The 25815-nt window shown below is 61.4% G+C and carries 25 protein-coding genes; 19 read left to right on the forward strand and 6 right to left on the reverse strand.

Features of this window, described 5'->3' with window-relative positions; all coding sequences use genetic code 11:
- The first annotated feature begins 563 nt into the window (after positions 1-563).
- The 12 genes from ACSQ8R_RS25000 (at position 564) to ACSQ8R_RS25055 (ending at position 12624) form a co-directional block, all read left to right on the forward strand.
- Positions 564-1469, forward strand: a complete 906-nt coding sequence (locus tag ACSQ8R_RS25000) for a dihydrodipicolinate synthase family protein (protein ID WP_436256039.1) — start codon at positions 564-566, stop codon at positions 1467-1469.
- 102 nt (positions 1470-1571) lie between these two features.
- Complete coding sequence (locus ACSQ8R_RS25005; RefSeq protein WP_436256040.1) at positions 1572-2579, forward strand: DctP family TRAP transporter solute-binding subunit; 1008 nt, start codon at positions 1572-1574, stop codon at positions 2577-2579.
- Positions 2580-2633: 54 nt separating this feature from the next.
- Positions 2634-3200 (forward strand): TRAP transporter small permease, encoded by a 567-nt coding sequence (locus tag ACSQ8R_RS25010; protein ID WP_436256041.1) that lies wholly within the window; start codon positions 2634-2636, stop codon positions 3198-3200.
- Entirely contained in the window at positions 3197-4474 is a 1278-nt protein-coding gene (locus ACSQ8R_RS25015) for a TRAP transporter large permease subunit (protein ID WP_436256042.1), read from the forward strand. The genes ACSQ8R_RS25010 and ACSQ8R_RS25015 overlap by 4 nt, the downstream gene beginning before the upstream one ends.
- A gap of 9 nt (positions 4475-4483) precedes the next feature.
- Positions 4484-5899 (forward strand): FAD-binding oxidoreductase, encoded by a 1416-nt coding sequence (locus tag ACSQ8R_RS25020; RefSeq protein ID WP_436256043.1) that lies wholly within the window; start codon positions 4484-4486, stop codon positions 5897-5899.
- Position 5900: 1 nt separating this feature from the next.
- A complete protein-coding gene (locus tag ACSQ8R_RS25025; protein WP_436256044.1) occupies positions 5901-6896 on the forward strand; it encodes a dihydroxyacetone kinase subunit DhaK in 996 nt (331 codons plus the stop codon).
- Positions 6893-7498, forward strand: coding sequence for a DAK2 domain-containing protein (locus ACSQ8R_RS25030; protein WP_436256045.1), 606 nt, complete (start codon positions 6893-6895; stop codon positions 7496-7498). The genes ACSQ8R_RS25025 and ACSQ8R_RS25030 overlap by 4 nt, the downstream gene beginning before the upstream one ends.
- Before the next feature lie 87 nt (positions 7499-7585).
- Positions 7586-8389: an IclR family transcriptional regulator gene (locus ACSQ8R_RS25035; protein WP_436256046.1), complete on the forward strand. Its 804-nt coding sequence runs from the start codon at positions 7586-7588 to the stop codon at positions 8387-8389.
- Positions 8390-8636: 247 nt separating this feature from the next.
- Positions 8637-9542, forward strand: coding sequence for a dihydrodipicolinate synthase family protein (locus ACSQ8R_RS25040; protein WP_436256039.1), 906 nt, complete (start codon positions 8637-8639; stop codon positions 9540-9542).
- Positions 9543-9644: 102 nt separating this feature from the next.
- Positions 9645-10625, forward strand: a complete 981-nt coding sequence (locus ACSQ8R_RS25045; RefSeq protein WP_436256047.1) for a Bug family tripartite tricarboxylate transporter substrate binding protein — start codon at positions 9645-9647, stop codon at positions 10623-10625.
- A gap of 23 nt (positions 10626-10648) precedes the next feature.
- Positions 10649-11134 carry a tripartite tricarboxylate transporter TctB family protein gene (locus tag ACSQ8R_RS25050; RefSeq protein ID WP_436256048.1) on the forward strand — a complete coding sequence of 162 codons (486 nt, stop codon included), beginning with the start codon at positions 10649-10651 and terminating at the stop codon, positions 11132-11134.
- Positions 11131-12624: a tripartite tricarboxylate transporter permease gene (locus ACSQ8R_RS25055; RefSeq protein ID WP_436256049.1), complete on the forward strand. Its 1494-nt coding sequence runs from the start codon at positions 11131-11133 to the stop codon at positions 12622-12624. The genes ACSQ8R_RS25050 and ACSQ8R_RS25055 overlap by 4 nt, the downstream gene beginning before the upstream one ends.
- Before the next feature lie 210 nt (positions 12625-12834).
- Here the strand turns inward: ACSQ8R_RS25055 and ACSQ8R_RS25060 are convergent, their stop codons facing one another.
- Positions 12835-13671, reverse strand: a complete 837-nt coding sequence (locus ACSQ8R_RS25060) for a phosphoenolpyruvate hydrolase family protein (protein WP_436256050.1) — start codon at positions 13669-13671, stop codon at positions 12835-12837.
- Positions 13672-13772: 101 nt separating this feature from the next.
- Positions 13773-14969: a Tm-1-like ATP-binding domain-containing protein gene (locus ACSQ8R_RS25065; protein ID WP_436256051.1), complete on the reverse strand. Its 1197-nt coding sequence runs from the start codon at positions 14967-14969 to the stop codon at positions 13773-13775.
- 130 nt (positions 14970-15099) lie between these two features.
- Here ACSQ8R_RS25065 and ACSQ8R_RS25070 point away from each other — a divergent pair, with 130 nt between their 5' ends.
- The 7 genes from ACSQ8R_RS25070 to ACSQ8R_RS25100 all read left to right on the forward strand — a co-directional run bounded on the left by ACSQ8R_RS25070 (position 15100) and on the right by ACSQ8R_RS25100 (position 21508).
- Positions 15100-15765, forward strand: a complete 666-nt coding sequence (locus tag ACSQ8R_RS25070; RefSeq protein WP_436256052.1) for a GntR family transcriptional regulator — start codon at positions 15100-15102, stop codon at positions 15763-15765.
- Between the two features lie 86 nt (positions 15766-15851).
- Positions 15852-17105, forward strand: coding sequence for an ABC transporter substrate-binding protein (locus tag ACSQ8R_RS25075; protein ID WP_436256053.1), 1254 nt, complete (start codon positions 15852-15854; stop codon positions 17103-17105).
- 61 nt (positions 17106-17166) lie between these two features.
- Complete coding sequence (locus ACSQ8R_RS25080) at positions 17167-18087, forward strand: carbohydrate ABC transporter permease (protein WP_436257276.1); 921 nt, start codon at positions 17167-17169, stop codon at positions 18085-18087.
- Positions 18084-18911 carry a carbohydrate ABC transporter permease gene (locus ACSQ8R_RS25085; RefSeq protein WP_436256054.1) on the forward strand — a complete coding sequence of 276 codons (828 nt, stop codon included), beginning with the start codon at positions 18084-18086 and terminating at the stop codon, positions 18909-18911. Before ACSQ8R_RS25080 ends, ACSQ8R_RS25085 begins: the two co-directional genes overlap by 4 nt.
- Positions 18912-18913: 2 nt before the next feature.
- Positions 18914-20005, forward strand: a complete 1092-nt coding sequence (locus ACSQ8R_RS25090) for a Gfo/Idh/MocA family protein (RefSeq protein ID WP_436256055.1) — start codon at positions 18914-18916, stop codon at positions 20003-20005.
- A gap of 14 nt (positions 20006-20019) precedes the next feature.
- On the forward strand, positions 20020-20400 hold the full coding sequence (locus ACSQ8R_RS25095; protein WP_436256056.1) for a cupin domain-containing protein: 381 nt from the start codon (positions 20020-20022) through the stop codon (positions 20398-20400).
- A gap of 25 nt (positions 20401-20425) precedes the next feature.
- Positions 20426-21508, forward strand: a complete 1083-nt coding sequence (locus ACSQ8R_RS25100) for an ABC transporter ATP-binding protein (RefSeq protein ID WP_436256057.1) — start codon at positions 20426-20428, stop codon at positions 21506-21508.
- 296 nt (positions 21509-21804) lie between these two features.
- Here ACSQ8R_RS25100 and ACSQ8R_RS25105 read toward each other — a convergent pair whose 3' ends face one another.
- The 4 genes from ACSQ8R_RS25105 to ACSQ8R_RS25120 are packed head-to-tail and all read right to left on the reverse strand — an operon-like array spanning position 21805 to position 25717.
- A complete protein-coding gene (locus ACSQ8R_RS25105; protein WP_436257277.1) occupies positions 21805-22851 on the reverse strand; it encodes an ABC transporter ATP-binding protein in 1047 nt (348 codons plus the stop codon).
- Positions 22851-23828, reverse strand: coding sequence for an ABC transporter ATP-binding protein (locus ACSQ8R_RS25110; RefSeq protein ID WP_436256058.1), 978 nt, complete (start codon positions 23826-23828; stop codon positions 22851-22853). The genes ACSQ8R_RS25105 and ACSQ8R_RS25110 overlap by 1 nt, the downstream gene beginning before the upstream one ends.
- On the reverse strand, positions 23825-24739 hold the full coding sequence (locus ACSQ8R_RS25115) for an ABC transporter permease (protein ID WP_436256059.1): 915 nt from the start codon (positions 24737-24739) through the stop codon (positions 23825-23827). Before ACSQ8R_RS25115 ends, ACSQ8R_RS25110 begins: the two co-directional genes overlap by 4 nt.
- A gap of 3 nt (positions 24740-24742) precedes the next feature.
- Positions 24743-25717 carry an ABC transporter permease gene (locus tag ACSQ8R_RS25120; RefSeq protein WP_436256060.1) on the reverse strand — a complete coding sequence of 325 codons (975 nt, stop codon included), beginning with the start codon at positions 25715-25717 and terminating at the stop codon, positions 24743-24745.
- Positions 25718-25815 lie beyond the last annotated feature (98 nt).

Genomic DNA, 25815 nt, shown 5'->3' on the forward strand with positions numbered 1-25815 from the left:
CAAAGTATATCGTATCCAGACCGGAAATAATATCATTCGGCGCTTCATTTTTTGTTATCCAATGTTACGTTTTTCCGGAAAAAGCTTAGGCTCAGGACCTGTTAAATCGCTTGCGGCTGCCTACTGCCTTTTGATTCATTGGATCGAAAGGAGGCCGCCGCAATGAGTGATTTTGTGTATTGTCGGGGGCGCAGATGCGCCGGATCGAGCCGTGGCTTCTGTGCGACGTGAATTCCGGGATTTCTCGACGGTCCGTTTCCACCGATTCCATTTCTGACTCCGGCTCAAGGATTGCAAATTCAGAACTGGTTCGGGAAATCTCCACAGCTGGATAAGTGGAATTTCTGCCTGCCTTCGGCTTAGATGCCGGGAACAGGAGAAATCATGACGAGACGACCCGGTAGAGTGGGTCACGGTCTGTCATGGCCCCGTCATCTCACGCCGACATCCATGCTTCGTTAAGTTGACGATGCCGAATCACCTTGTCCGCTGACCAGGAATGCGCTTGACGTCAGCTGCGATGTCCATTATTCAAACATTATGTTCGCATAATGGAGGAAGCGATGGCCGCAGCGCCGCAGTTCTTTGGCATCATACCGCCAACCACAACACCCTTCGACGCCAATGGCGATATCCTCTTCGACCAGTTCAAGACCCAGATCCGCTTCATGCTGGATTCCGGCGTGCATGGCATCTGTGTCGGCGGTTCGTCGGCCGAAGGCCACACACTTGAAATGTCCGAACTGCAGGCGCTGCTCGAGACCGCCGCCGAAACCCTGGACGGCAAGGCGCCGCTGATCGCCGGCGTCATCATCAATTCCACCCGCCAGGCTGTGGACCGCTGCAAGATGGCAAGGAAGGCGGGCTCGGTGGCGCTGCAGGTCACCCCGCCGCATTACGTCTTCCGCCCGTCCGATGACGCGATTGTCGAACACTTCAAGGCGATCGCCGGTGAAAGCGGCCTGCCGGTTCTGATCTACAACGTCGTGCCGTGGTGCTACCTGAGCCCCGCGCTGCTGATCCGCATCATGACGGAAGTGCCGGGCGTCATCGGCGTCAAGCAGAGCAATGGCGACCTGAAGCTGCTGGCCGATCTGTTGCAGCAGGTTCCGGAAGGCAAGCTGGTGTTCACCGCCGTCGATGCGCTTCTTTATCCGAGCTTTGCGCTTGGTGCGCATGGCACGATCGCGGCCAATCCCGCAGCGGCGCCTGCCGCCGTCGTCAAGCTGTGGGATCTGGTCCAGGCCGGCAACCATGTCGAGGCATTGGCGCTTCACCGCAAGCTGCTGACCTTCTGGAACGCGCTGATCTGCGACGACCTGCCGGCCTGCATCAAGTATGCCCAGTCGCTGCAGGGCGTGCCGTTGGCACTGCCGCGTGCGCCCATGCGCATGCCCGACGAAGCCCGCAAGCGCCGCATCGCCGACGCATTCGCCGGCCTCGACGTCCCGTTCAAAATGGCGGCCTGACGCCAATCGGTCAGCCCCGGCGGCATGGAGGTATGCCGCCGGGACTTCTGTCGGAGAATTATCGCGGCACGACACCCGCAAGCTTTCACAAGGGAGGAATTCATGACACAATTGTACAATCTCAAGCTCGTCACATCCGTTGCGGCTATCGTCATCGCCTTGGCGGGCACCGCTTTTTCCGCGGATCTGAGGGCCGGTACCAGCATGGCGGCGAGTCACCCTTCGGCCATGGTTCTGAAGAAGTTGTCCGAGCTTGTGAAGGAAAAAAGTGCCGGCAAACTGAACATCAACGTTTATACGGATGGCACGCTTGGCAACGACGGACAGATGCAGCAGCAGGTCCAGTCCGGCACGCAGGATATCTCGACCGCCAACGCTGCCGGCCTTGCCGCGCAGGTGAAGGAAATGGCTGTCGTCGAATTTCCGTTCATCTATCGCAATTCCGACGAGTTCTACGGCGTTCTGGGCGGCGACATGGGCAAGGAACTGTCCGCCAAGCTCTACGAAAAAGGCTGGGTCGCGCTCGGCTTTTCCCATAACGGTTTCCGCCACGCGACGAACAGCAAGCGACCGATCCAGAAGTGGGAAGACTTCAAGGGTCTGAAGGTACGTGTCATCCCGAACGCGATGTATATCGACATGTTTTCGGCGCTCGGAGCGAATCCGACCCCGATGCCGGTGTCCGAAGTCTATGCGGCTCTGGAAACGGGTACCGTCGATGCCCAGGAAGCGCCGCTCGCCCAGATCAGCGCCATGCGCGTGTATGAAGTGCAGAAATTCATCAGCATGACCGGTCATTCCGTCAATTCGGAAGTCATCATCATGAGCCGCAAGACTTATGACGCAATGTCGCCGGAGGACCAGAAGCTCGTGGTCGCCGCCGGCAAGGATGCGGTCGAGTGGAAGCGCAAGCAGTTCGCCGAAATGGAAGCGGGTCTCGTCAAGACGATCGAGGATGGCGGCATGAAGGTCAACAAGGTCGACAATGCCGAGCTTGCCCGCATGGCAGAGCAGATGAAACCTGTCATCGCGAAGCATTCCGAGCTTGCCGGCAAGGATTTTGCCGATCGCTACATCAAGGCGATCGAAGCGTCGCGCACCGGCAAATGATGGTGCCGTGGAGCCGAGGCATCCGCTCGGCTCCACGTCCGGGAGATAAATTTGATGCGCTACGTCGACTGGCTATTTCGCCTGTTTGAACTCATCCTCGTCGCCCTGCTGGCATGCATGGTCGTCATGGTATTCGGCAATGTCGTTCTGCGATACGGGTTCAATTCCGGCCTGACCGTCTCCGAAGAACTCTCCCGTTTCGCCTTCATCTGGCTGGCCTTCCTGGGCACGGTCGTGGGCATGCGAGACAGGGCGCATCTCGGAGCTGACTTTCTCGTCAGCGCCCTCCCGCCGATGGGCCGGAAGATCTGCTTCGTTCTTTGCTCGCTGCTGATCATCTGGAGCTGCTCGCTGATCTTCCTCGGCACGGCCCGTGGCCACTCGGTCAACATGCAGAACTACTCGCCGGTCATGGGTATTCCGATGGAATACGTCTATGCCTCGGCCTACGTGCTCAGCATCGGCATCATAGCCCTGACGGTCGCCCGTCTCTACCAGTTGGCGAGAGGCCGTATCCGCAATGACGACCTGTTCTCGGTCGTCGATACGGAAGAGGCGCTGGCGATCGAAGCCGCCGGACCGGCCATGGCCGCCGCGAAATCCGAAGAGAAGAATGCATGACCGTCGTCGTTTTCGTATCTGCCCTGCTGGGGTCCATGGCGATCGGGCTGCCGATCGCATTCGCCCTGCTGGTCACCGGCATCGCGTTGATGGTCTATCTCAACAATTTCGATGCCCAGATCATCGCCCAGAACCTGTTCACCGGCGCCGACAGCTTTCCGTTGATGGCCGTGCCCTTCTTCATGCTTGCCGGCGAGTTGATGAATGCAGGCGGCCTGTCGCGGCGCATCGTCGAAGCGGCCATGGCCTGGGTCGGTCACTGGCGCGGTGGCCTTGGTTATGTCGCCATCATCGCGTCGGTCATCATGGCATCGCTTTCGGGCTCGGCCGTGGCCGATACGGCCGCGATCGCAGCGCTGCTCATCCCGATGATGCGCAAGGCGAATTACAACATACCCCGCTCTGCGGGCCTGATCTCGGCCGGCGGCGTCATCGCGCCGATCATTCCACCGTCGATCGGCCTGGTGCTTTACGGCGTGTCCGGCAATGTTTCCATTCGCCAGCTTTTCCTTGCCGGGATCGTGCCCGGGATCCTGATGGGCGTTGCCCTGATGACGACATGGTGGCTGGTCGCTCGCCGCGACAAGGTTGTCACCACACCGAAAGCGAGCTGGGAGCAGCGCCGAAAGACCCTTGTCGATGGTGTCTGGGCCTTCTTTCTGCCTGTCGTCATCATCGGCGGCCTGAAGCTGGGTGTCTTCACGCCGACGGAAGCGGCGGTCGTCGCCGCAGTCTATGCCCTGATCGTCGGAATGTTCGTCTATCGCGAGCTGAAGATCAGCCATTTGTACCACGTGTTCCTGTCGGCGGCGAAAACCACGTCGGTGGTGATGTTCCTCGCGGCGACCGCCGTGGTCTCGGCCTGGCTGATCACGATCGCCAACGTGCCGGCGGAAGTCAGCGGTTTTCTCGAGCCCTTCATGGACAACAAGATCATGCTGATGTTCGTCATCATGGTTCTCGTGGTGATCATCGGAACCGCGCTGGACTTCGTGCCGACAATCCTCATCCTGACGCCAGTCCTCGTGCCGGTGATCAAGATGGCGGGCATCGATCCGGTCTATTTCGGCGTGCTGTTCATCATGAACAACGCCATCGGCCTGATCACGCCGCCGGTCGGCACGGTTCTGAACGTTGCGGCGGGTGTCGCGAAGGTCCCGCTAGGGTCGGTCATACGTGGGGTGACGCCGTTCCTGATCGCCGAAATCCTAGTGCTTTTCCTGCTGGTTCTTTTCCCGGAGCTGGTAACCGTGCCGCTCCAGTACCTGCGTTGAGGTGATGTCATGCAGCCGGTGATCCAACTATCGTCCGATTTCGACACCATCACCTTGCCCAGACTGGCCGCCCTTCTGGGCGATCGGATCGTCACCTCGCGGGTCGTGCGCGAACAGCACGGCCACGGCGAGGGCCTGCCCGATAGCGCCATGCCGGATGCCGTCGCGTTCGCTCAGACGACCGAAGAGGTCGCGGCGATCGCGGCGATCTGCAACGAGACGCGCACGCCTCTCATCCCGTTCGGAGCCGGATCCTCCCTGGAGGGCCACGTCGTACCGCTTTATGGCGGCGTGGCCCTCGACCTTTCCGGGATGACGCGGATCATCGAGATCAATGCCGAGAGCATGGATTGCCGCGTCGAGGCCGGCGTGACGAAGGAACAGCTCAACACCGAGCTGCGCTCGAGCGGACTGTTCTTCCCGGTGGATCCCGGCGCTCATGCAACGCTTGGCGGAATGGCCGCGACGCGGGCCTCCGGCACCAACGCCGTCCGCTACGGAACCATGCGCGAGGTGACGCTTGGCCTGACGGTTGTCACACCTGATGGCCGCATCATCCGCACCGGCGGGCGTGCACGCAAATCCTCTGCCGGGCTGGACCTCACCCGCCTTTATGTGGGCAGCGAAGGTACGCTCGGCATCATCACCGAGATAGCGCTGAAGCTGAGCGGGATTCCGGAAACAATCTCCTCGGCGGTCTGCCAGTTTCCTGACATGGAAAGCGCGGTCGGCACCGTGATCGCGGCGCTGCAGATCGGCATCACCGTGGCGCGCATCGAGCTTGCCGACCAGATGCAAATGCGCGCCTGCATCCGTTATTCAAAGCTCGAGGAATTCCAGGAACTGCCGACGCTGTTCTTCGAGTTTCATGGGACGCCGGCCGTGGTGGCGGAGCAGACAGAGATGATGCAGTCGCTCGCCTCGGAGTTCGGCGGCGACGGGTTTCAGTTCGCCAACAGGCCGGAGGAGCGTTCGCGCCTGTGGACCGCGAGGCACAATGCCTATTTCGCCAATGTGGCGCTGATCCCGGGCTGCAAGCTGATCGGCACGGACGCCTGCGTGCCGATCTCGGAACTTGCCGCCTGCATCGAGGCGACCCAGAAGGATATCGAGGAAAGCGGCATGGTGGCGCCGCTTGTCGGCCACGTGGGCGACGGCAATTTCCATCTGGCGATCCTTTTCGATCCCGACAAGCCCGAGGAGCGGAAGAAGGCCGAGACGCTTGCAAGCCGTGTCAGCCTGCGCGCCATCGAGTTCGGCGGAACCTGCACCGGCGAGCACGGGGTCGGCATCGGCAAGATTCGTTACATGGAAACGGAACATGGCGATGCGCTCGACGTGATGCGCAGGATCAAGGCCGCACTGGACCCCAATGGGATCATGAATCCCGGCAAGATGTTGCCTTCGGGCATGGGAGAACACTGACATGAAGAAGCTGATGAACGCGCCTGGCGATTTCGTCGACCAGGCATTGGACGGTCTAACAATGGCCAACCCCTCGATCGTGCGCGATGGCGAGAACGGCCGGGTGATCCGCCGGGCGGAAGGCGCCCGCAAGGGCAAGGTCGGCGTCGCCTCCGGCGGCGGTTCGGGCCATCTGCCGCTCTTCACCGGCTATGTCGGCAAGGGCCTTCTCGACACCTGCTCGATCGGCAACGTCTTCGAGGGGCCGAATGTCGGCTCCTGCATGGATGCGATAAAGCTCGCCGACGGTGGTCGCGGCGTCCTTCGCCTTTACGGCAATTACGGCGGCGACCGGATGAATTTCGACATGGCCGGCGAAATGCTGGAGGACGAGATCCTCACGACGACGGTGCTCGGCACCGATGACATTGCCAGCGCCTCGCCGGAGGAAAGCGCCAAGCGCCGCGGCGTGGCCGGCATCGTTTATGCCTACAAGATCGCCGGTGCCAAGGCCGAAACCGGCGCCGATCTCGACGAGGTAACGGCCATTGCCGCCAAGGCGGTTGCCGCGACCCGTACGATCGGCGTGGCGCTGGCGCCCTGCCAGGTGCCGGGGTCGGCCAAGCCGACCTTCACGCTCGCCGACGACGAGATCGAGATGGGCATGGGCATTCACGGCGAGCCCGGAATCTGGCGCAACAAACTTCGTTCCGCGGATGCGATTGCCGACGAGATGCTGGAGCGGCTTATCGCCGAAACGCCGAAAGGCGCCGGTTCCGACGTGTCGATCCTCGTCAATGGCCTGGGTGCGACGCCGCTGGAGGAGCTTTTTATCCTCTTCCGCCGCGCCTCGCAGAAGCTTTCCGCCGCCGGGTTCTCGATCGTGCAGCCGCTCGTCGGCAATTACGTGACCTCTATGGAAATGGCGGGAGCCTCGATTAGCCTCTGCTTCCTCGACGAGGAACTGAAGTCGATGCTGGCGGCTCCTGCCTATTGCCCATTCTGGAGGGTCGGATGAGAGACTTCAATGTATCTGATGTCATGGAGGCGGCCTCGAAGGCCGCCTCCGCCATGGTGCATCTCGAGCAGGAACTGAACGATGCCGACGCCAAGCTCGGCGACGGCGATACCGGCGGCATGCTTGCGCGCGTCATCAACGCGATCGATGGGGCCGCGATCGCCTCGCAGGACGACGTCGGCGCCTGTTTCTCGGCCTATGCGCGGGCGGCTGCAACGGCGACCGGCTCCAGCCTCGGAACATTGTTTGCGACCGCACTGATGACCTTCGCCAGGGAAACCAAGGGCAAACCGGCCGTCCCCGTCTTCGAACTCGGTCGCCTGCTGGGGCTGGCGCGGGATGCCATGATGGCGCGAGGCGGCGCTAACCTTGGTGACAAGACGGTTCTCGATGCGATTGACGCGGTCGCGCAGGTGCTGGAGGGGGTCAGCGATCCCGCAGAGGCAAAGGCCAAGGCGGTCAAGGCGGCTGCGGGCGTCCTGACCGAATTCCGCGGCAAGCCAAACAAGATCGGGCGAGCTCGAATGTTCGCCGACCAGACGATCGGCCTCGACGATCCGGGCATGCTCGCATTCGCCAAACTTTGCGAGGCCATCGCATAGCGGCTTTCAACCGGCGACGTTTCAACCGTCGATGAACCATGGTAACCGAGGGCTTCGAGACGATTTTGATCAGGAGCGGGAATGTCAATGCAGATCGATAAATCTGAAGGGGAGGGTGAACGCAATTCCAGCCAGATGCTATCCTTTTCGAAGATGCTTGCCGTTCTGGACTGTTTTTCGCGTGATGATCGCTCTCTTTCCGTCCTCGAGATCGCCAGGCGCACCAAGCTGCCGCGCACCACGGTGCATCGCATCGTCGGGTCGCTTCGGGCGCTTGGCCTGATCGACCAGGATCGCGACCGCGAGAAATACCGGCTTGGCCTCAAGCTCTTCGAGCTGGGCAATACCGTTCTGGCCAACATGGACGTCCAGCGGGAGGCAAGCGAAAGCATCGCGACGCTCGTCAACAAGACCGGTCAATCCGTCCATCTCGGTGTGTTCGACGGTTTCGAAATCGTGATGGTCGAACGCGCTGATTCAAAGGTTGGCCAAGTGAATCGTGTAGTCACGCTGGAAAGCGCCGCCGCCTATTGCAGTGCCACCGGCAAGGCCGCACTTGCCTTCCAGCCGCAATCGGTCATCGACCGGATCATATCCCACGGCTTCACGGCACTGACGCCGAATACGATCACGACCGGCAAACAGTTGATGGATGATCTCGCCACGATCCGCGAGCGAGGATATTCGATCGACGATGCCGAATACGAGGACTGGCGCCGCTGTGTGGCCGCTCCCATCCGCAACGCGAGCGGAAGGGTTTTTGCCGCGATCAGCGTGACGGGCAAGAAAGAGAATTTCACCGACCAGACCATCCGGGAATACGGCAGTCTGGTCGTGGCTCAGGCGGAGAAGATTTCGCGTCGCCTGGGATACGAGCGAAACGGCGATTGAGGCTTGCATGGGTTCGATGCAAGCCCCTGTCGGCTGAAGCGGGCGCAATGCCGCTGCGGCCGGTGGCGTGGCGCGGCCCAAAAATCGTTGAATTGTTCATTTAAATCAATGCTATACGGCGCGCCATCGATCAGCCGCGTCTCGTTGAGGGATCGTTTCATCAAAGAGCTCCCGCGCCTTCTTTTATCCTTGACGGGCTTGTATATGTCCACTATTCAAACATTATGTTCGCATAATGGAGGAAGCGATGGCCGCAGCGCCGCAGTTCTTTGGCATCATACCGCCAACCACAACACCCTTCGACGCCAATGGCGATATCCTCTTCGACCAGTTCAAGACCCAGATCCGCTTCATGCTGGATTCCGGCGTGCATGGCATCTGTGTCGGCGGTTCGTCGGCCGAAGGCCACACACTTGAAATGTCCGAACTGCAGGCGCTGCTCGAGACCGCCGCCGAAACCCTCGACGGCAAGGCGCCGCTGATCGCCGGCGTCATCATCAATTCCACCCGCCAGGCTGTGGACCGCTGCAAGATGGCAAGGAAGGCGGGCTCGGTGGCGCTGCAGGTCACCCCGCCGCATTACGTCTTCCGCCCGTCCGATGACGCGATTGTCGAGCACTTCAAGGCGATCGCCGGTGAAAGCGGCCTGCCGGTTCTGATCTACAACGTCGTGCCGTGGTGCTACCTGAGCCCCGCGCTGCTGATCCGCATCATGACGGAAGTGCCGGGCGTCATCGGCGTCAAGCAGAGCAATGGCGACCTGAAGCTGCTGGCCGATCTGTTGCAGCAGGTCCCGGAAGGCAAGCTGGTGTTCACCGCCGTCGATGCGCTTCTTTATCCGAGCTTTGCACTTGGTGCGCATGGCACGATCGCGGCCAATCCCGCAGCGGCGCCTGCCGCCGTCGTCAAGCTGTGGGATCTGGTCCAGGCCGGCAACCATGTCGAGGCATTGGCGCTTCACCGCAAGCTGCTGACCTTCTGGAACGCGCTGATCTGCGACGACCTGCCGGCCTGCATCAAGTATGCCCAGTCGCTGCAGGGCGTGCCGTTGGCACTGCCGCGTGCGCCCATGCGCATGCCCGACGAAGCCCGCAAGCGCCGCATCGCCGACGCATTCGCCGGCCTCGACGTCCCGTTCAAAATGGCGGCCTGACGCCAATCGGTCAGCCCCGGCGGCATGGAGGTATGCCGCCGGGACTTCTGTCGGAGAATTATCGCGGCACGACACCCGCAAGCTTTCACAAGGGAGGAATTCATGACCAATCGTTCTACAGTATTTTCGCGTGTTGCCGGCGGTCTCGCGCTCGCCGGCGTTACGCTGTCCGCATCCGTTGCCATGGCGGAATGGCCTGAGCGCCCCGTCACGCTGGTCGTGGTTGCGGGTGCCGGTGGCGGCAGCGACTACACGATGCGCCTTCTCGGCGCAGAGCTCGAGGCCGCTCTCGGTAAGCCGTTCACGATCGTCAACCAGGCGCAGGCCTCGGGTATCGTCGGCTACACGACCTATTCGAACGCCGCGAAAGACGGCTATACGCTCGGCCAGCTCTCTCCGATCGCCCAGTTCAAGCTGCTCGGGCAGGCCAATTTCACGCCAGAGACCTTTACGGCCATTGCCCAGTTCAACGCGGATCCATCGGCCATCCATGTGGCAAAGGACTCTTCCTTCAAGGACATGAAGGAACTGGTCGCCGCGATCAAGGCCGATCCCGGCAAGCTCAAGATTCATTGCGGCGGAGCCTGCAATGCGAGCTGGGATATTCCCTTCGTCGCCATGCTGCTCGATCAGGGCGTCGATGTCACCAAGCTCAACCTCATTCCCGGCCCCGGCTCCTCGGCCGCGTTGCAGGAATTGGCTGCAGGCGGCGTTGATGTCGTCCTGTGCTCCATTCCTGAAACCACAGCACTTGCCCAGGCCGGCGTCGTGCGCACCGTGGCCGTTATGAGCGAGGAACGTGTCGCGATCGATGCGAAAGTGCCGACGGTCAAGGAACAGCTGGGGAAATCCTATGTTGGCGGGACCTGGCGCGGCATCGGCGGCCCGGCAAAGATGGATCCGGCGCTCGTGTCGCGCATCGAGGGCGCGATCAAGAAAGTCGTGGACGGCGACAAGTTCAGGAAGGGCATGGAAGCACGCGGCTTCGGCGTCGCCTGGCTGAACCATGCGGACTTCACGACCTTCCTCGGCAATCATTTCGACGAGACGACGAAGGTCATCAGCGCCCTCAAGGGCAAGTGACGCCCAAAGTCGGGAGTAGTTCCATGACTAATCTCGGAGACAGGGGGCTTGGCCTTCTGATCGCGGCATTGGGCATTGCAGTTATCTACATGGCGCTGCAATTGCCGGAGCCGATGGCCGGGTCTCACATCGCCTACGGGCCGGGGTTCTTCCCGGTCCTGCTCGGAATAGCGACCGTTGCGGCAGGTGTGGCGCTTGCGGTTTTCCGGCCGGATGCCGTCGAGAATGAGGACGCCGTTGCCTCGCCGCACACCGGCCGGCCCCGGCTCGCAGGGCCTCTCCTGGTGCTGCTGGCGATGCTGGCGTATATATACTTCAGCGAACTGATTGGGTTCATACCGCTCGCAGCCGTGACGCTTGCCGTCCTTCTGATCTTCGGCGGCATGCGGGTCCTGCTCGCAATCGCGCTTTCGCTGGTGGCGAGCGTCTTTATCTATCTCATGTTCTCGAAGGGCCTGCTCGTGCCCCTGCCGCGCGGCCTCCTTCAACCCTGGGCAATCTGGCTATGACGGCTCATCTCCTTGCGGCGGCTGCCGAACTCTTTTCCCCCTATGTCCTGATGGTCATCTTCGCCAGCGCGGTGTTTGGGCTGTTCATCGGCGCAATCCCCGGACTGACCGCCACGATGGCGACGGCACTGCTGGTCCCGGTGACGTTCTACATGGATCCAGTGCCGGCAGTGGCGGCGATGGTGACCGCATCGGCGATGGCCATGTTTGCCGGCGACATTCCATCGGCTCTGCTTCGCATGCCGGGAACGCCGGCCTCGGCGGCCTATACGGACGATGCCTATGCGCTGACCAAGAAGGGGCTGGCGCATGTCTCGCTCGGGATATGCCTGCTCACTTCGGCGATCGGCGGCATTTTCGGCGCCATCGTGCTATCGGTCTTTGCTCCACCCCTCGCGATGATCGCCCTGAAGTTCAGCAGCTTCGAATATTTCTGGCTCTGCCTGCTCGGCCTGACGACATCCGCCTTCATCATGCAGGGATCGCCGATCAAGGGCATCATCTCGCTGGCGCTCGGCCTGCTGGTCTCGACCATCGGCATCGACCCGGTCAGCGGCGTGCCGCGCTTCACTTTCGGCAGTTCTGCGCTGATCGGTGGCGTATCGCTCGTGCCGGTCATGATCGGCGTCTTCGCCATCGCCGAGATCTTTCGTTTTTATGCCCATCGCGATCCGAAGCTGGCGCTCGAACAAGCGGAATTGCGGGGCGTGTTTTCCGGGCTGGCCGGTATTCTCTGGCGGCAGCGCAAGGCGATCGCACAGGGCAACATCCTCGGAACCATCATCGGCATCGTCCCCGGCGCGGGTGCGGATATCGCCGCGTGGGTTTCCTATTCGCTGGCCAAGAAATTCTCGAAGAACCCGCAGGAATATGGGCGGGGATCACAGGAAGGGCTTGCAGCCGCCGGTGCCGCCAACAATGCCGCGGTCAGCGGCGCCTATGTGCCAGCGCTGGTGTTCGGCATCCCGGGCGACGCGATCACCGCGATCGTCATCGGCGTTCTATTCATGAAAGGTGTCAATCCGGGGCCGACGATCTTCCTCAACAACCCGCAGACGGTCTACGGCATCTTCATGGCCTTCGTGCTTGCCAACCTGCTGATGATCCCGCTCGGCTGGGTGGCGATCCGTTGCGGCCGCTCGATCCTGAAGGTGAAGCTTTCCATTCTCATGCCGATCATCCTGGTGTTCTGCATAGTTGGTTCGTTCGCCGTCGACAATACGATCACCGCAGTCGGCGTGGCGCTTGCCTTCGGCGTCCTTGGCTATTTCATGGAAGAAAACGGCATTCCGATCGCGCCCTTCGTCCTCGGTATCGTACTCGGTCCGCTTGTGGAACAGAATTTCCTGACTTCGATGATGAAATCAGGTGGTTCGCTGGTCGCGTTCTTTGATCGGCCGATCGCGGCATCGCTTGGGGCTATTACTCTGTTGATCTGGATTTGGCCATCGTTCTCGATGCTTAGGCGGCGCGCGTTCCGTAGAGCTTGAGTGTGCCCATCAATTGGAGAACCTGCGTGCGTTCCATCAACTTGCCCTCCCGAGGCTGTCGTAACGGGCGCAGTGGCTTTCCGAAAGGCTGTCGGTTTCGTTGAAGTGCAGCGTTGGGCGTCCGTCAGAAGTGGCCAATCACCCATGGAACCGCAATAGACGACAGCGGACATGCCGGCCGCAGGGTCCGACATCGCTTGCCGGCGGAAGCTACCTTCTACTAGCTAGGCTGCTGAAAGCCTCGATTTGCGCTTTGATCGCCTGTTCCGTAGGTAACCGCTCCATGGAACTCGCGCCATAGAACCCGTCGCAGCCCTTGCAGCGGGAGAGCACGTAAGCGGCGTCTTCCGGCATGGCGATAGGGCCGCCGTGGCATAGCATGATGACGTCGTCGCGCACCGAGCGGGCTGCGTCCGACCAGGCATTGACGCGTTCGACGCATTCGTCGAGCGTGGCGGTCGTTTCGGCCCCGATCGCGCCGCCGGTCGTCAGCCCGAGATGGCACACGACGATATCCGCCCCGGCCTTGGTCATGGCAATCGCGTCGCTTTCTCCGAAGACATAGGGTGTCGTCAGCATGTCCTTCGCATGCGCGCGCGCGATGATGTCGATCTCCAGGTCGAAGCTCATCCCGGTCTCCTCCAGATTGGCGCGGAACGTGCCGTCGATCAGGCCGACCGTCGGGAAGTTCTGGATGCCGGCAAACCCCATGGCTTTCAGTTCGTCCAGGAACAGGTCGGGTAGCATGAAGGGGTCGGTGCCGTTGACCCCGGCGAGAACGGGCGTGTGGCGCACCACAGGAAGTACTTCGCGGCCCATGTCCCGCACAATGTCGTTGGCGTTTCCATATGCCAGGAGGCCGGCCAGAGAACCGCGGCCGGCCATGCGGTACCGGCCGGAATTGTAGATCACGATCAGGTCGATGCCGCCGGCTTCCTCGCTCTTGGCGGAAAGGCCGGTACCGGCGCCCCCGCCGATGATCGGCCGCCCGTCGGCGATCTTGCGGCGCAGGCGGTCTAGGATGTCGTTGCGTGAATGGCGTGTCATGATTTTTCCTCAGGGCAATTCCAGCCAAATTGTGCAGTGGGTTGCGGCCGGAATTGCGTAAAAGACGAAACGGAGAGGGTTTCGAAGAAGAGCGGAAATCCTCAGGCGGTTATGTCGTGGAAATTGGCAGCAAGTGCGGCTGCGAATTCAGGGCTGTTGATATGGGCGTCGATCTCTACCAACTGCCGGTTCGGCGCGGTCTGCCAGCCCGCGCGGATGGTCGAAAACAGGGCTTCGTCGGCGGCTGGATCGTGAAACGGTTGCCCCGGCGCATCGATCGCCGACACACCTTGCAACGGCAGGAGGAAGCGCACTGCCCCGTCCATGCGGTTAAGCTTCTCGACGATAAAGGCGCCGATCTGCCGGTTCTCCTCCGGCGTGGTGCGCATCAGGGTCACCTGGGGATTGTGCACATGCAAGCAGCGGTCGTGGAATTCGGCCGGCACGGATTCCTTCGCACCGAAATTTACCATGTCCACGGCCCCGACCGAGCCGACATAGGGCATCTTCGTCCGAATGATGGCGCCGAAACGATCCTCCGTCGCGGGAAACACGCCTCCGACCAGAAGGTCCGGAACTTCCGTCGTCGTGACATCGATGACCGCCTGCAACAGGCCGGAATCCGCCAGCTTCTCCATCGACCGCCCTCCGACGCCGGTGGCATGGAAGACGAATAGCTCGCGGGTCTCGCCCAGCATATCCCTCAGTTGCGTGACGCATGCGGTCGTCACGCCGAACATCGTGATGCCGACGCCCGGCCGGTCGTCGTCGGACAGGACTGGCGGGTGCACCGCCATGCCGGCAATGGCATGGGCGGCATTGCCGATCACCTTGCGGGATATGGCGTTGAGGCCCGCGATATCGACGACCGAATACATCATGGCGATATCGTTGGGGCCGACATAAGGGGCGACATTGCCTGATGCCACCGTCGATACCATCAGCTTCGGCAGCCCCACGGGCAGGCCACGCATGGCTTGGGTGACGAGCGCGGTATTGCCGGTGCCGCCCAGCCCGAGAACGGCGCCGACATCGCCGCATTCCTGCAGGAAGACGGTCAGCGCCTCGGCCATGGCGGAAATGGCCGTGCCGCGATCGGTCTGGCCGAGCACGGCGGCGGCGCCCGACGGATGGCGTGCTGCCACCTCTCCGGCGGCGACATCGGTGCCCGGATGCGCATCCTGCGTGCCGACATCGACCAAGATCGCCTCTGCGCCGGCCTGTCTGGCCGCCCTCCTGGCATAGTCCAGTTCTGCGAACTTGGTGTCGCAGGTGCCGACGATATAGACCTTTCCCATTGTTATTCCTCCCATTTTTACGCCGTCTCCTCACGGCGGAGTAGATTTTTCAAAAAACCACATTTTGCATATTGTATATTATTTTTGGTATTGCATACTTAATCATCGAAATCCAGACGGAAATGAAGACATGAATGCTCCGCACCACCAGACCCTTCGAGAGCGGATCTACGAGGAGATCGTTCGCCTGATCGTATCGGGAGAGCTGCCGAGCGGCGTGTCGATCGACGAAAAGCTGCTGACGGAGCGGCTCCAGGTGAGCCGAACGCCGTTCCGCGAAGCAATTGGCACCCTGGCCAAGGAAGGCCTGATCGAGATCAAGCCCTATCGCGGCTTCTTCGTCAGAAGCTTCAGCCGCAAGGAGGTCGGCGACCTCTACGAACTGCGCAAGACATTGGAATGCTTTGCCGTGGAACTGGCGGTCCCGCAGATGAGCGATACCCACATCGCCGGTTTCGAACGAATTCTGGACGAAGCGGTTGCGGCGTTGCGGCGGGGCGACCTCGAGACCTACGGCACCCGTGACCGCGAATTTCACGAGACCATCGCCGAATTGTCGGGCAGCGCGCCGCTGATCGAGACGCTCTCGCGGCTGGCCCTGCAGATCCAGATCTGCCGCGCCATCGCCAATGAAAGCAAGGAGTTTGCCGAGCGCGCAGCGCAGGAGCGCGATCAGATCCTGCGCGCGTTCAGGGCGCGGAACATTCCGCAGGCAAAGGCGCTGATGCATGCGCATATCAGCGACGTGCAGCAGGCGGTGCTCGCCCGCTTCAAGAAGGAAAACCCGGCGTCATAGCCGGGCGGCGGGAAGGGGAGGGAGGTCCCCCTTTTCCAGCAAAACGGGAGGCGGTCCATGTCATGGCCGTTCAAGAGGAGGAAACAATGCTGAAATTTCTTGCAGCCGGCGTCGCGGCACTGGCGATTTTCGCCACAGGCGCCGTCGCCAATGCCCAGACGCTGAAAATGTGGGGCCCGGAGCAGATCACCGAACCGCTGGTCGCCGAACTCTGGAACGGCATCAAGGCGGATTTCGAGAAGGCCAATCCCGGCGTAACAGTCGAGTTCATGCCGCCGACCGGCACGATCAGCAACGGTGCAGTACAATCCGCGATCCAGTCCAATGTAGGGCCGGACGTTATCCTGACCAATTCCGGCATCGGCCGGATCAGCATCGTCAGGAACGCCAAGCAGGTGATGCCGCTGACCGAGCAATTCGAGAAGCGCGGATGGAAGAACCAGATTTATCCCTGGCTCTATACCGAGCTGAAGGGGCAGTTTGGCGGCGAAGTCTATGAAGTGCCCGACGGACTGGATGCGCTGGGCATCTGGTATCATAAGGATCTCTTCGCCCAGGCCGGCTGGAAGGTTCCGGCCACCTGGAAGGAGTTTGAAACCCTGCTGACGGCCATCGAGGCCAAGGGCCTGCAGCCGATCGCCATCGGTCCGCGCACAACCGGCAGCGCGGGCCACCTGTTCGGCAACCTGCTGCAGTCTGCCAGCGGCAAGGAGACGATCGGCAAGGCCCTACGCAAGGAAATCGCCTGGGACGATCCCAAGGTCGCGGTTGGAGCCGTGCGTCTGCAAAAGCTGGTCGAGGCCGGCTTCATCAAGAAGGAGATGGCGGGCCTCGATCTCGATGGCGCCTCGCGGCTGTGGTTCAACAAGCGCGCGGCGATGTTCGTCGCCGGTCCCTGGTTCACCGCCAATGCCCGCAAGGCCGGATACGACTTGGTCAATGCCGGCTATGCGCCCATGCCCTCGGACATTCCGGGCGAGGCGATCCCGACCGGCGGCGTCGGCTGGAGCTGGCTCGTGCCGGTCAATTCCAAGCAACCTGATCTGGCGATGAAATGGATCGATTTCATGCTGTCCGACCCCGTGATGAAGAAACGCGCCCAGGCGCCGGCCAGCGCCATGATCTATCCGCGTGAACTGACCGGCATCGAGCCGCCGACCCCCGTGCTCAAGGAGATCTTCGCGGCCGCAGCCGCAGGCGTCGGCTATAATCCCAGCGTCTACCTGCCTGCCACCGTGCTCGACACCTATTTCCAGGTGATCCAGGGACTGATCTCCGGGCAGGTCACCGGCGAGGCTGGGATGAAGCAGATTCAGGCAAAAATGGCAGAGGCGAAATAGCGTGATCAATCGTGAAACGCCCGGGAGCAGCGCTGTTGCTCCCCTTGGCAACCGTTCGGCAATAGTCAAAACGGTAACAGTCGAAGCGGCAGGGTCCGTAGCCGGTCGCTTCGACAGCCACGACACCGGCAGCGCGCTGTGGTTGATGGCGCCTGCCCTGGTGCTCTACGCGATCTTCAGCCTGCTGCCGATCGCCGCCACCTTCTGGCTGAGCTTCAACAGTTCGGCCGGTTTCAACACGGCTTCCAGCTTCGTCGGACTCGATAACTATGCAGCCACAGCTACCGACCCCATCGTCTGGCAGAGCCTGTGGCATACGTTCCTGTGGCTGATCTACCATGTGGTCCTGGCCGGCGGCCTTGGGCTTGCGCTGGCGCTGGCCATCAGCAGGCTGAAGGTCACACAGGTGTTCTTCCGCACTGCGTTCTTCCTTCCGCATCTGGTGTCGCTCGCCGTGGTCGGGGTCATCTGGGCCAATATCTACGATCCGTATTACGGCCTGCTCAATACCGCGCTGACGGAACTGAGGCTGGGGTCCTTCACGCAGGGCTGGCTCTCCGATCCTGCCTTGGTGCTTTTCTCCGTCAACGTCGCGAGCTCGTGGCAGGGTTTTGGCCTCTACATGCTACTGTTCATCGCCGGCCTGCAGAACATCGATCGCTCGCTCTATGATGCTGCGGAGGTCGATGGCGCCTCAAGCTGGCAGAAGCTCGTGCATGTCACCCTGCCGGGGTTGCGGGAGGTGACCACGTTCGTCGTGTCGCTGGCCATGATCAACGGCCTGAAGGGCTTCGCGACCGTCTTCGTCATGACCAACGGCGGGCCGTTCTACCAGAGCGAGTTGATCACCACCTATATCTATCGACTGGCCTTTCAGTCGCAGGATCACGGGCGAGCAGCGGTGCTGTGCATCCTGCTCAGCCTGCTGGCGATCACCATCACCATCGTCTTCAACCGCTGGCGCGCGAGGCTTTCCCGATGAGTACCCGTCACCGCGAGTGGCCTCTCATGCTTGGCCTCGCTCCCGTCATGCTGCTGATCCTGGCCCCCTTTGCCTGGCTCATCGTGTCGAGTCTCAAGACAGAGGCCGAGATCGGGCTGGCCGATCCCTATGCCTGGCCCGCCGACCTTATGTGGCGCAACTACCAGGATGCCTGGCAGATCGGCGGCTTCGGGGAACTTGTTGGCAACAGCCTGCTCAATCTCGCAGGCGTCGTGCTCCTGTCACTGCTGACCTGCGTGCCCGCGGGCTACGCGTTGGCCAAGATACGCTTTCCCGGCAGGGAATGGCTGTTCTACACTTTCATTTTGGGGCTGACGATCCCTGTCCAGGCCATCGTCATCCCGCTCTATCAGGTGCTGTTCGGCCTCAACCTGGTGAACACGCTGTCGGGCATCGTGCTGGCCCAGGTGAGCAGCGGCATTCCCTTCGGCATCTTCCTGATGCGCAGCTTCTTCATCAGCGTGCCCGACGAACTGATCGAGGCCGCCAAGATCGATGGAGCATCGCATCTGCAGATCCTGACCAAGGTGCTGTTGCCGATCTCGACGCCAGCAATCCAGGCGCTGGTCATCATCAGCGCGCTATCCACCTGGAACGATTTCTTCCTGCCGCTGATCGTGCTGATCAGTCCCGAGGTACAGACGCTTCCGCTCGGCCTGGTCAGGTTCGCCAGCACTTACGCTTCCGAATACCGGCTGGTGTTTTCCGGCACCGTCATTTCCTTCCTGCCTGTCATCATTCTCTACATCCTGATGCAGCGCCGCTTTACCGAGGGCCTGACACAAGGTGCAATCAAGGGCTGACCATGTCACATCATGTCCAGCGGGAAATCCGCTATAATTTCGAATTCGACAACCGCATCAAGGCCTGCTTCATCGGCGCCGGGGGGCATGCCTATCGCAATGTCTATCCGGCCCTGCGCTACGCGCCGGTCGAACTGCTCGGCATCTGCGATCTTGATGTCGCCCGCGCGGCCAAGTTCGCCAGGCTGTTCGGCGCGGAGAGGGCCTATAGCGATCACCACGAGATGCTGGCGAAGGAAAAGCCCGACCTGGTATTCCTGGTCACCGCCTACCATCCAGACGGGCGGGTGCAGGCAACCGACCTTGCGCTGGATGCGCTGAAGGCGGGTTGCCATGTCTGGATGGAAAAGCCGACCGCGGCCAGCGTCGAGGAGATCGAGCGGCTTGTGGCGGCCAGCTCCGCTGCCGGGCGCCTGGTCATGACAGGCCTCAAGAAGACCTTCTTCCCGACTATCGAGAAGCTCAAGGACCTGATCGGTTCGCCCGAATTCGGCAGGCTGACCTCGATCAATCTGCGCTACCCCCAGAGCCTGCCGGCGCCTGGCGAGCGCGGCGACCTCGTCAAGATGCAGAGCTTCCTCGACCACATCTATCATCCAGGCTCAATCCTCAATTTTCTCGGCGGCGAGATCGAGCGGGCGAGCTACGAGTGGGAGCCGGCCACGGGGGCGACCGTCACCAACATGAGGTTCCGCTCGGGTGCGATCGGCACGCTGCATTTCGCTGCCGGCCAGTCCGGCGGCAGCATGTTCGAGCGCGTCGAGATCATCGGCGAAGGCGCAAACGCCATCGTCGAGAACGGCAGCAAGCTCACTTATTTCCGCAAGGCGGACCTGCCGAGCTATGGCCGTGCGGCGAGCTTCATCCAACCCGACACCAACGCGGCCCTGGTCTACGAGCCGGAGCATTCGCTCGGACAGCTCTATAACAACAACCTCTTCTATCTCGGCTACGTGCCGGAGATCCTGCACCTGGCCGACGCGATCCAGTCCGGGCGCCCGATCACCAAGGGAACGCTCGAGGTCGCGCGCGAGATCATGAAACTCTTCGAATTCTACCGACGCGCCGATGCCGGCGTCACCATCACTCTTTGATCCGGGAGCCGCACATGACGGAAAGCGACATCATCTTCAGGAAGGCGGGCGGCGAGTTCGTGCCGACATCCTGGGGCGAACTGAACTGGAAGATAACCGGCGAAGGCACGCTGGGTGCGGAGATGACCTTCGGCACTTGCCGCATCAATCCGGGCAAACGCAATCAGCTGCATTCGCACCCCGATTGCGAGGAAATCCTCTATGTCCTCTCGGGTAGTTGCGAACACAAGCTCGGCGACGCGCTGTATGTGTTGCAACAGGGCGATGCCATCCGCATTCCCCGCAACATCCGCCACTGGGCGCGAGCGCTCGGTTCCGAGCCCCTGTTCGCGCTGATCATGTTTTCGTCAGGCCAGCGCACCGCCCTGAATCATGAAGGCGAGGGGACGGCCTGAAGGTCGCCCGGGGAGGAGGAGAGGCATGGCTTCGATTGCATTGCAGAATATCAGGAAGAGCTACGGCAGCCTGCCGGTCATCCACGGCATCGACATCGCCATCGAGGACGGGGAGTTCATCGTGCTGGTCGGCCCATCTGGTTGCGGAAAATCCACTTTGCTCCGGATGATAGCTGGGCTGGAATCGATCAGCGAGGGTCGGCTTTCCATCGGCGAAACCTTCGTCAACGACCTAAGATCTAAGGATCGCGACATCGCCATGGTGTTCCAGAATTATGCGCTTTATCCCCACCTGACGGTCGCCGAAAATATGGGCTTTTCGTTGAAATTGCGCGGCGTGGCCAAGGACGAAATCGCCTGGCGGGTCGGTAATGCGGCAAAAATTCTGGCGCTGCAACCCTATCTTGACCGTCATCCGCGCCATCTCTCAGGTGGCCAGCGCCAGCGCGTGGCAATGGGCCGCGCCATCGTCCGGGATCCAAAGGTCTTCCTGTTCGACGAGCCACTGTCCAATCTGGATGCCAAGCTGCGCGTGGCGATGCGGGCGGAGATAAAGGAACTGCATCAGCGGCTGAAAATCACGACCGTCTATGTCACCCATGACCAGACGGAGGCGATGACTATGGCGGACCGCATCGTCGTGATGCGAGACGGGATGGTCGAACAGGTCGGCACGCCGCTTGATATCTACGACAATCCCGCGACGACTTTCGTTGCCGGCTTTATCGGCATGCCACCCATGAACCTGATCAAAGGCCGCATTCAGGCCGACGATCCTAGCATATTCCGGACTGCAAGCGGCGTTCCTCTGCCGCTCCCGCCCGACCGGAGGCTTGCGGGCAGTGATCGCGAGCTGATCTACGGTGTGCGGCCGGAAAAACTCATCTTGGTCGCGGACGGTGGCATTGCCGCCCGCGTCGCGATAGTTGAACCGACAGGGTCGGAGACGCAGGTAACCGTCCGGGCGCAAGATGAGAATCTGACAATACTGCTGCGCGAACGCGTCGCCTTGCGTCCCGGCGAGACGATAAACCTTGCTGTCAGCACGGCCGATGTTCATCTTTTCGACGCGGCCACCGGCGGGCGTACAGAGGGATGGCAAAAGTGACCGATACGACCTGAAGATTTTGGCGACCCGGCCAGCACCCGCCTTCACGGGTTGTCTCTGAAGGGGTGTTCACCGCCGAGGCTCGGATACAGGCCGTGCACGGCCTGCTGGTCATCTTATCGTAGGCTCCCAAACTGTACGGGCCTCACATGGACAACGCAAAATTCTTCGTTGTCATTCTGCCGGACCCGTCTTTTCCAAGCTTTTGGCCCAGCAGGTGAGCGGCGAGCAGACGGAGAAGAAGCAAACCGTAACGGCAGCTTGAATTGGTTCAGAGCAAGGAAGCGAGAATTTCCTCAGCTGTTCAGGTGACAGGCCGACCAATGCCCGGGTGCAATCTCCAGTTTGCGCGGTATCTCCGCGCGGCAGCGATCCATCGCCAACGGGCATCGAGGATGGAAGTGACAGCCCTTCGGCGGATTGAGCGGGCTTGGAAGTTCGCCCTCTACCGGCTTGAACCGTCGCTTTCCGGATTCGATACGCGGCACTTCAGACAGAAGCGCCTGCGTGTAGGGGTGATTGGCGCGCTTGAAGATCTCCTCGACGGGCGCTTCCTCTACGATACGGCCGAGATACATGATCGCGACGCGATCGGAGATATGCTCGACGACACCAAGATCGTGGCTGACGAACAGGTAGGTGAGGTCGAGCTTGTCGCGCAGTTCCATGAACAGGTTGATGACCTGCGCCTGGATGGACACGTCGAGCGCCGCCACGCTTTCATCGCAGACGAGGAATTTAGGCTGCACGGCGAGTGCCCGGGCGATATTGACGCGCTGCCGCTGGCCACCGGAAAACTGATGGGGGTAACGCTTCTTCATCACCGGATCGAAGCCGGCGAGCATCAGGTATTTGTCGACATAGAGGTCGCGCTCGGATGAACGGGCCAAGCCATGGGTCTTGGGCGCTTCCCAGAGCAGTTCCTCGACGGTCATGCGTGGGTTGAGCGCTGCCATCGGGTTCTGGAAAATCATCTGGGTGGCGAGGCCGAGTTGATGTCTCTCGCGTCTCGACATGGCGTTCCGGTCGATGCCTTTCCAGAGAACATCGCCATCGCTCGGGGGGGTGATCCCGGCGATGATACGGCCGAGCGTCGACTTGCCGCAGCCGCTCTCGCCGACAAGGCCGACGACCTCTCCGCTGCGGATCGTCAGGCTGACGTCGTCGAGGGCGTGGACGATCGGCGCGGGCTTTGCGAGTTTGAGCCTCAGCGCGATCTTGGCGGCGAGGTCAGGCTTCGGGCCGAAGCGCTGCGAGACATGTCTTGCCTCGATCAACGGGGCCTCGATCAAAGGGGCCTCAATCAAAGCGGCTTCGGTCAAGGGCGCGTCGGTTGCCGTCATCATACAGTCCCTTTCATCACAGGATGGATGCAGCGGAAGGATCGGTCGGCTTGCGGGATCAGGGCCGGCATCACCAGGCAACCGTCCGTCACCCGGTCGCAACGCGTGCGAAAGCTGCAGCCTTGGGGCAGGCGATTGATCGCCGGCGTCATGCCGCGGATCTGGCGCAGGGGTTCGCCGCGACGGTTCTGCGACGGGACGGATGCGATCAGGCCGGCCGTATAGGGATGGTGCGGATCGGTCAGCACCTTGCTCACGGGACCAGTCTCGACCAGGCGGCCCGCATACATGACGGCGATATCGTCGGCCAGCCTCGAGACGATCGCGAGATCGTGGGTGATCCAGATCACCGCGGTGTTGGACTCTTCGGTGAGCTTCTGGAATTCCGAGATAATCTGGCTCTGGATCGTCACGTCGAGGGCCGTAGTCGGCTCGTCGGCTATGATGAGGTCAGGCCTGTGCAGAAGCGCGATGGCGATCGCCACTCGCTGGCGCATGCCGCCGGAAAACTGGTGCGGATAGGCGGAAAGCCGTTCCTCGGGGCTCGGAATGCCAACGAGTGCCAAAGCATCCCGCGAGCGCTGGCGAGCCGCGTCCTTAGAGACGTTGTCATGCGCCAGGACTGCTTCCACCATCTGGGTACCGATGGTCAGCACCGGGTTGAGCGTCATCGTCGGGTCCTGGAAGACCATCGCGATGCGCTTGCCGCGCAGCCGTCGCATTTCCTCGTCGGAACAGCTCGCGATATCGGTGCCGTCGAAAATCACTCTCCCGCCCGCTATGCGGCCCGGTTTTTCGAGCAGCCGCATGATCGAGAAGCCGGTCACCGACTTGCCGGACCCGGATTCTCCGACGAGGCCGAGAACCTTGCCGCGTTCGACGGAGAACGACACGTCGTTGACGGCCCGCAGTCCCGGTTTCGCTGCGTCGCCACCGAATTCGGTGACGAGATTTTCTACCTTGAGCAAGGCGGTCATGACATGTTCCTCGGATTGAGGACATCGCGAAGCCGGTCGCCGACGAGGTTGATCGCCACGATCGTTACAAGAAGCGCGATGCCGGGGAAGAAGCTGATCCAGTAGAGGCCGGTCAGGAGGTACTGGTAGCCGGTCGAAATCAGCATGCCGAGAGACGGCTCGGTGACGGAGGCGCCCAGACCGAGGAAGGAGAGGGTTGCCTCGAGCCCGATCGCCCTTGCCACCTGCATGGTGGCAATGACGATGACGGGCGCAAGACAGTTCGGAAGCAGATGCCTGAACAAGATGCGCCAGCCGGGCAGGCGGAGCATGCGCGCCGCCTCGATATATTCCTTCTCGCGCTCGACAAGCGCGGTGCCACGGACGGTGCGGGCATAGGTCGCCCATTCGGCGATGATCAGAGCGACGACGACGTTTGTCACGCCCTTGCCCAGGATGGCCAGCATCATCAGGGCCATCAATATGGTCGGGAATGAGAGCTGCAGGTCGACGAGCCGCATGATCACGGTTTCGGTGCGCCTCCCCATATAGGCGGCGAACAGGCCGGCGGTGGTGCCGATGACCGCGGCCGCGAAGGCCGACAGGACGCCGACCATCAGGGACGTGCGCAAACCGTAAAGGATGCCCGAGAGAATGTCGCGACCCTGGCTGTCGGTGCCGAGATGGTAGACAAGGCCGGTCATCGATTCCGAACCCGGAGGCAGACGTCCGTCCATGATGTCGAGCTGCATCAGGTCATAGGGGTTCTGCGGGGAGATCCAGGGCGCCAGCAGCGCCAGGCAACAGATGGCGATCAGACTGATGAGGCCGATGGCGGCAGCCGGGGAGCGGAAGAAGTCCGAGATGCCTTTGGCGAGGCGACCGGGACCGGCATCGGGAACGCTGCTCTCTTGCGCGTTTGGTTCAGCCATGGGTCAAGCCTTTGCGTCAAGCCGGATCCGCGGATCCAGAATGGTGTAACAGATGTCGATGACGAAATTCAGCACGACGAAGAGCAGGACCATCATCATCAGGTAGGCGACGATGACGGGGCGGTCGAGAAGGTTGATCGAGTCGATGATTAGCTTGCCCATGCCCGGCCATGCGAAAATGCTCTCGGTGACGACGGAAAAGGCGATCAGCGATCCGAATTCCAAGCCGATGATGGTGATCACCGGGATCATCAGGTTTTTCAGCACGTGCACTGTGATCACCCGGCGCTCGCGCAGGCCCTTGGCACGGGCGAATTTTATATAGTCCTGGGGCAGGACTTCCTGCACGCCGGCACGGGTGAGCCGCATGATGAGGGAGGTCTTGAACAGTGCCAGATTGAAGGCCGGCAACAGAAGATGCCTGAGGCCCTCCCCGGTGAGGAAAGACCATTGCGCGCCGAACAGTTCGACGGTCGGGCCGCGGCCATTGGTCGGCAGCCAGCCGAGCTCGACCGAAAAGATCATGATCAGCATCAGGCCGACCCAGAAAGTCGGCAGCGAGAAGCCGAGGATCGAACCGGACATGATGAGCTTGGACGACACCCGGTTTGGGTAGAGTCCGGCGTAAAGGCCAAGCGGCAATCCGAAAACGATGGCGATGCCGAGCGCGGTGATGGCCAGTTCCAGCGTTGCCGGGAGGCGTTCGAGAATGAGCCCGAGGGCCGGTCGGCCATAGACGAAGCTATTGCCGAAATCCCCCTGCAGCAATCCCTGCAGGAACAGTAGGTACTGTTTCCACAGAGGCTGATCGAGCCCGTAATGGGCGATGATCCGTGCACGCTCCGCCTGGTTCGCATCCGGATTGATGAGAATATCGACCGGGTTGCCGATCACGCTTACGCCGATAAAGACAATGATCGTCATCGCCACGATGACGAACAGAGCCTGTATCAATCGCCTGATGATGGAAGTGACCATTGAACCTTTCCCTGGTGTCTACAGCGTCTCCTGTGCGCACATTTAGCGCATAGGAGACGCTGTAGCATTCTAGAACCTGCGCATCGCCTTTTCCGAAA

The organism is Neorhizobium sp. LjRoot104 (assembly GCF_964253725.1).
GTDB lineage: Bacteria > Pseudomonadota > Alphaproteobacteria > Rhizobiales > Rhizobiaceae > Neorhizobium.

What these genes read in the sequence shown, in the direction of transcription:
- ACSQ8R_RS25055 (WP_436256049.1), top strand. Translation starts at nt 11,131, where the DNA reads ATGACGGCTCATCTCCTTGCGGCGGCTGCCGAACTCTTTTCCCCCTAT.
- ACSQ8R_RS25105 (WP_436257277.1), bottom strand. Translation starts at nt 22,851, where the DNA reads ATGACGGCAACCGACGCGCCCTTGACCGAAGCCGCTTTGATTGAGGCC.
- ACSQ8R_RS25090 (WP_436256055.1), top strand. Translation starts at nt 18,914, where the DNA reads ATGTCACATCATGTCCAGCGGGAAATCCGCTATAATTTCGAATTCGAC.
- ACSQ8R_RS25085 (WP_436256054.1), top strand. Translation starts at nt 18,084, where the DNA reads ATGAGTACCCGTCACCGCGAGTGGCCTCTCATGCTTGGCCTCGCTCCC.
- ACSQ8R_RS25045 (WP_436256047.1), top strand. Translation starts at nt 9,645, where the DNA reads ATGACCAATCGTTCTACAGTATTTTCGCGTGTTGCCGGCGGTCTCGCG.
- ACSQ8R_RS25015 (WP_436256042.1), top strand. Translation starts at nt 3,197, where the DNA reads ATGACCGTCGTCGTTTTCGTATCTGCCCTGCTGGGGTCCATGGCGATC.
- ACSQ8R_RS25120 (WP_436256060.1), bottom strand. Translation starts at nt 25,717, where the DNA reads ATGGTCACTTCCATCATCAGGCGATTGATACAGGCTCTGTTCGTCATC.
- ACSQ8R_RS25000 (WP_436256039.1), top strand. Translation starts at nt 564, where the DNA reads ATGGCCGCAGCGCCGCAGTTCTTTGGCATCATACCGCCAACCACAACA.
- ACSQ8R_RS25030 (WP_436256045.1), top strand. Translation starts at nt 6,893, where the DNA reads ATGAGAGACTTCAATGTATCTGATGTCATGGAGGCGGCCTCGAAGGCC.
- ACSQ8R_RS25070 (WP_436256052.1), top strand. Translation starts at nt 15,100, where the DNA reads ATGAATGCTCCGCACCACCAGACCCTTCGAGAGCGGATCTACGAGGAG.
- ACSQ8R_RS25115 (WP_436256059.1), bottom strand. Translation starts at nt 24,739, where the DNA reads ATGGCTGAACCAAACGCGCAAGAGAGCAGCGTTCCCGATGCCGGTCCC.
- ACSQ8R_RS25010 (WP_436256041.1), top strand. Translation starts at nt 2,634, where the DNA reads ATGCGCTACGTCGACTGGCTATTTCGCCTGTTTGAACTCATCCTCGTC.
- ACSQ8R_RS25035 (WP_436256046.1), top strand. Translation starts at nt 7,586, where the DNA reads ATGCAGATCGATAAATCTGAAGGGGAGGGTGAACGCAATTCCAGCCAG.
- ACSQ8R_RS25095 (WP_436256056.1), top strand. Translation starts at nt 20,020, where the DNA reads ATGACGGAAAGCGACATCATCTTCAGGAAGGCGGGCGGCGAGTTCGTG.
- ACSQ8R_RS25020 (WP_436256043.1), top strand. Translation starts at nt 4,484, where the DNA reads ATGCAGCCGGTGATCCAACTATCGTCCGATTTCGACACCATCACCTTG.
- ACSQ8R_RS25100 (WP_436256057.1), top strand. Translation starts at nt 20,426, where the DNA reads ATGGCTTCGATTGCATTGCAGAATATCAGGAAGAGCTACGGCAGCCTG.
- ACSQ8R_RS25075 (WP_436256053.1), top strand. Translation starts at nt 15,852, where the DNA reads ATGCTGAAATTTCTTGCAGCCGGCGTCGCGGCACTGGCGATTTTCGCC.
- ACSQ8R_RS25005 (WP_436256040.1), top strand. Translation starts at nt 1,572, where the DNA reads ATGACACAATTGTACAATCTCAAGCTCGTCACATCCGTTGCGGCTATC.
- ACSQ8R_RS25060 (WP_436256050.1), bottom strand. Translation starts at nt 13,671, where the DNA reads ATGACACGCCATTCACGCAACGACATCCTAGACCGCCTGCGCCGCAAG.
- ACSQ8R_RS25065 (WP_436256051.1), bottom strand. Translation starts at nt 14,969, where the DNA reads ATGGGAAAGGTCTATATCGTCGGCACCTGCGACACCAAGTTCGCAGAA.
- ACSQ8R_RS25110 (WP_436256058.1), bottom strand. Translation starts at nt 23,828, where the DNA reads ATGACCGCCTTGCTCAAGGTAGAAAATCTCGTCACCGAATTCGGTGGC.
- ACSQ8R_RS25040 (WP_436256039.1), top strand. Translation starts at nt 8,637, where the DNA reads ATGGCCGCAGCGCCGCAGTTCTTTGGCATCATACCGCCAACCACAACA.
- ACSQ8R_RS25050 (WP_436256048.1), top strand. Translation starts at nt 10,649, where the DNA reads ATGACTAATCTCGGAGACAGGGGGCTTGGCCTTCTGATCGCGGCATTG.
- ACSQ8R_RS25025 (WP_436256044.1), top strand. Translation starts at nt 5,901, where the DNA reads ATGAAGAAGCTGATGAACGCGCCTGGCGATTTCGTCGACCAGGCATTG.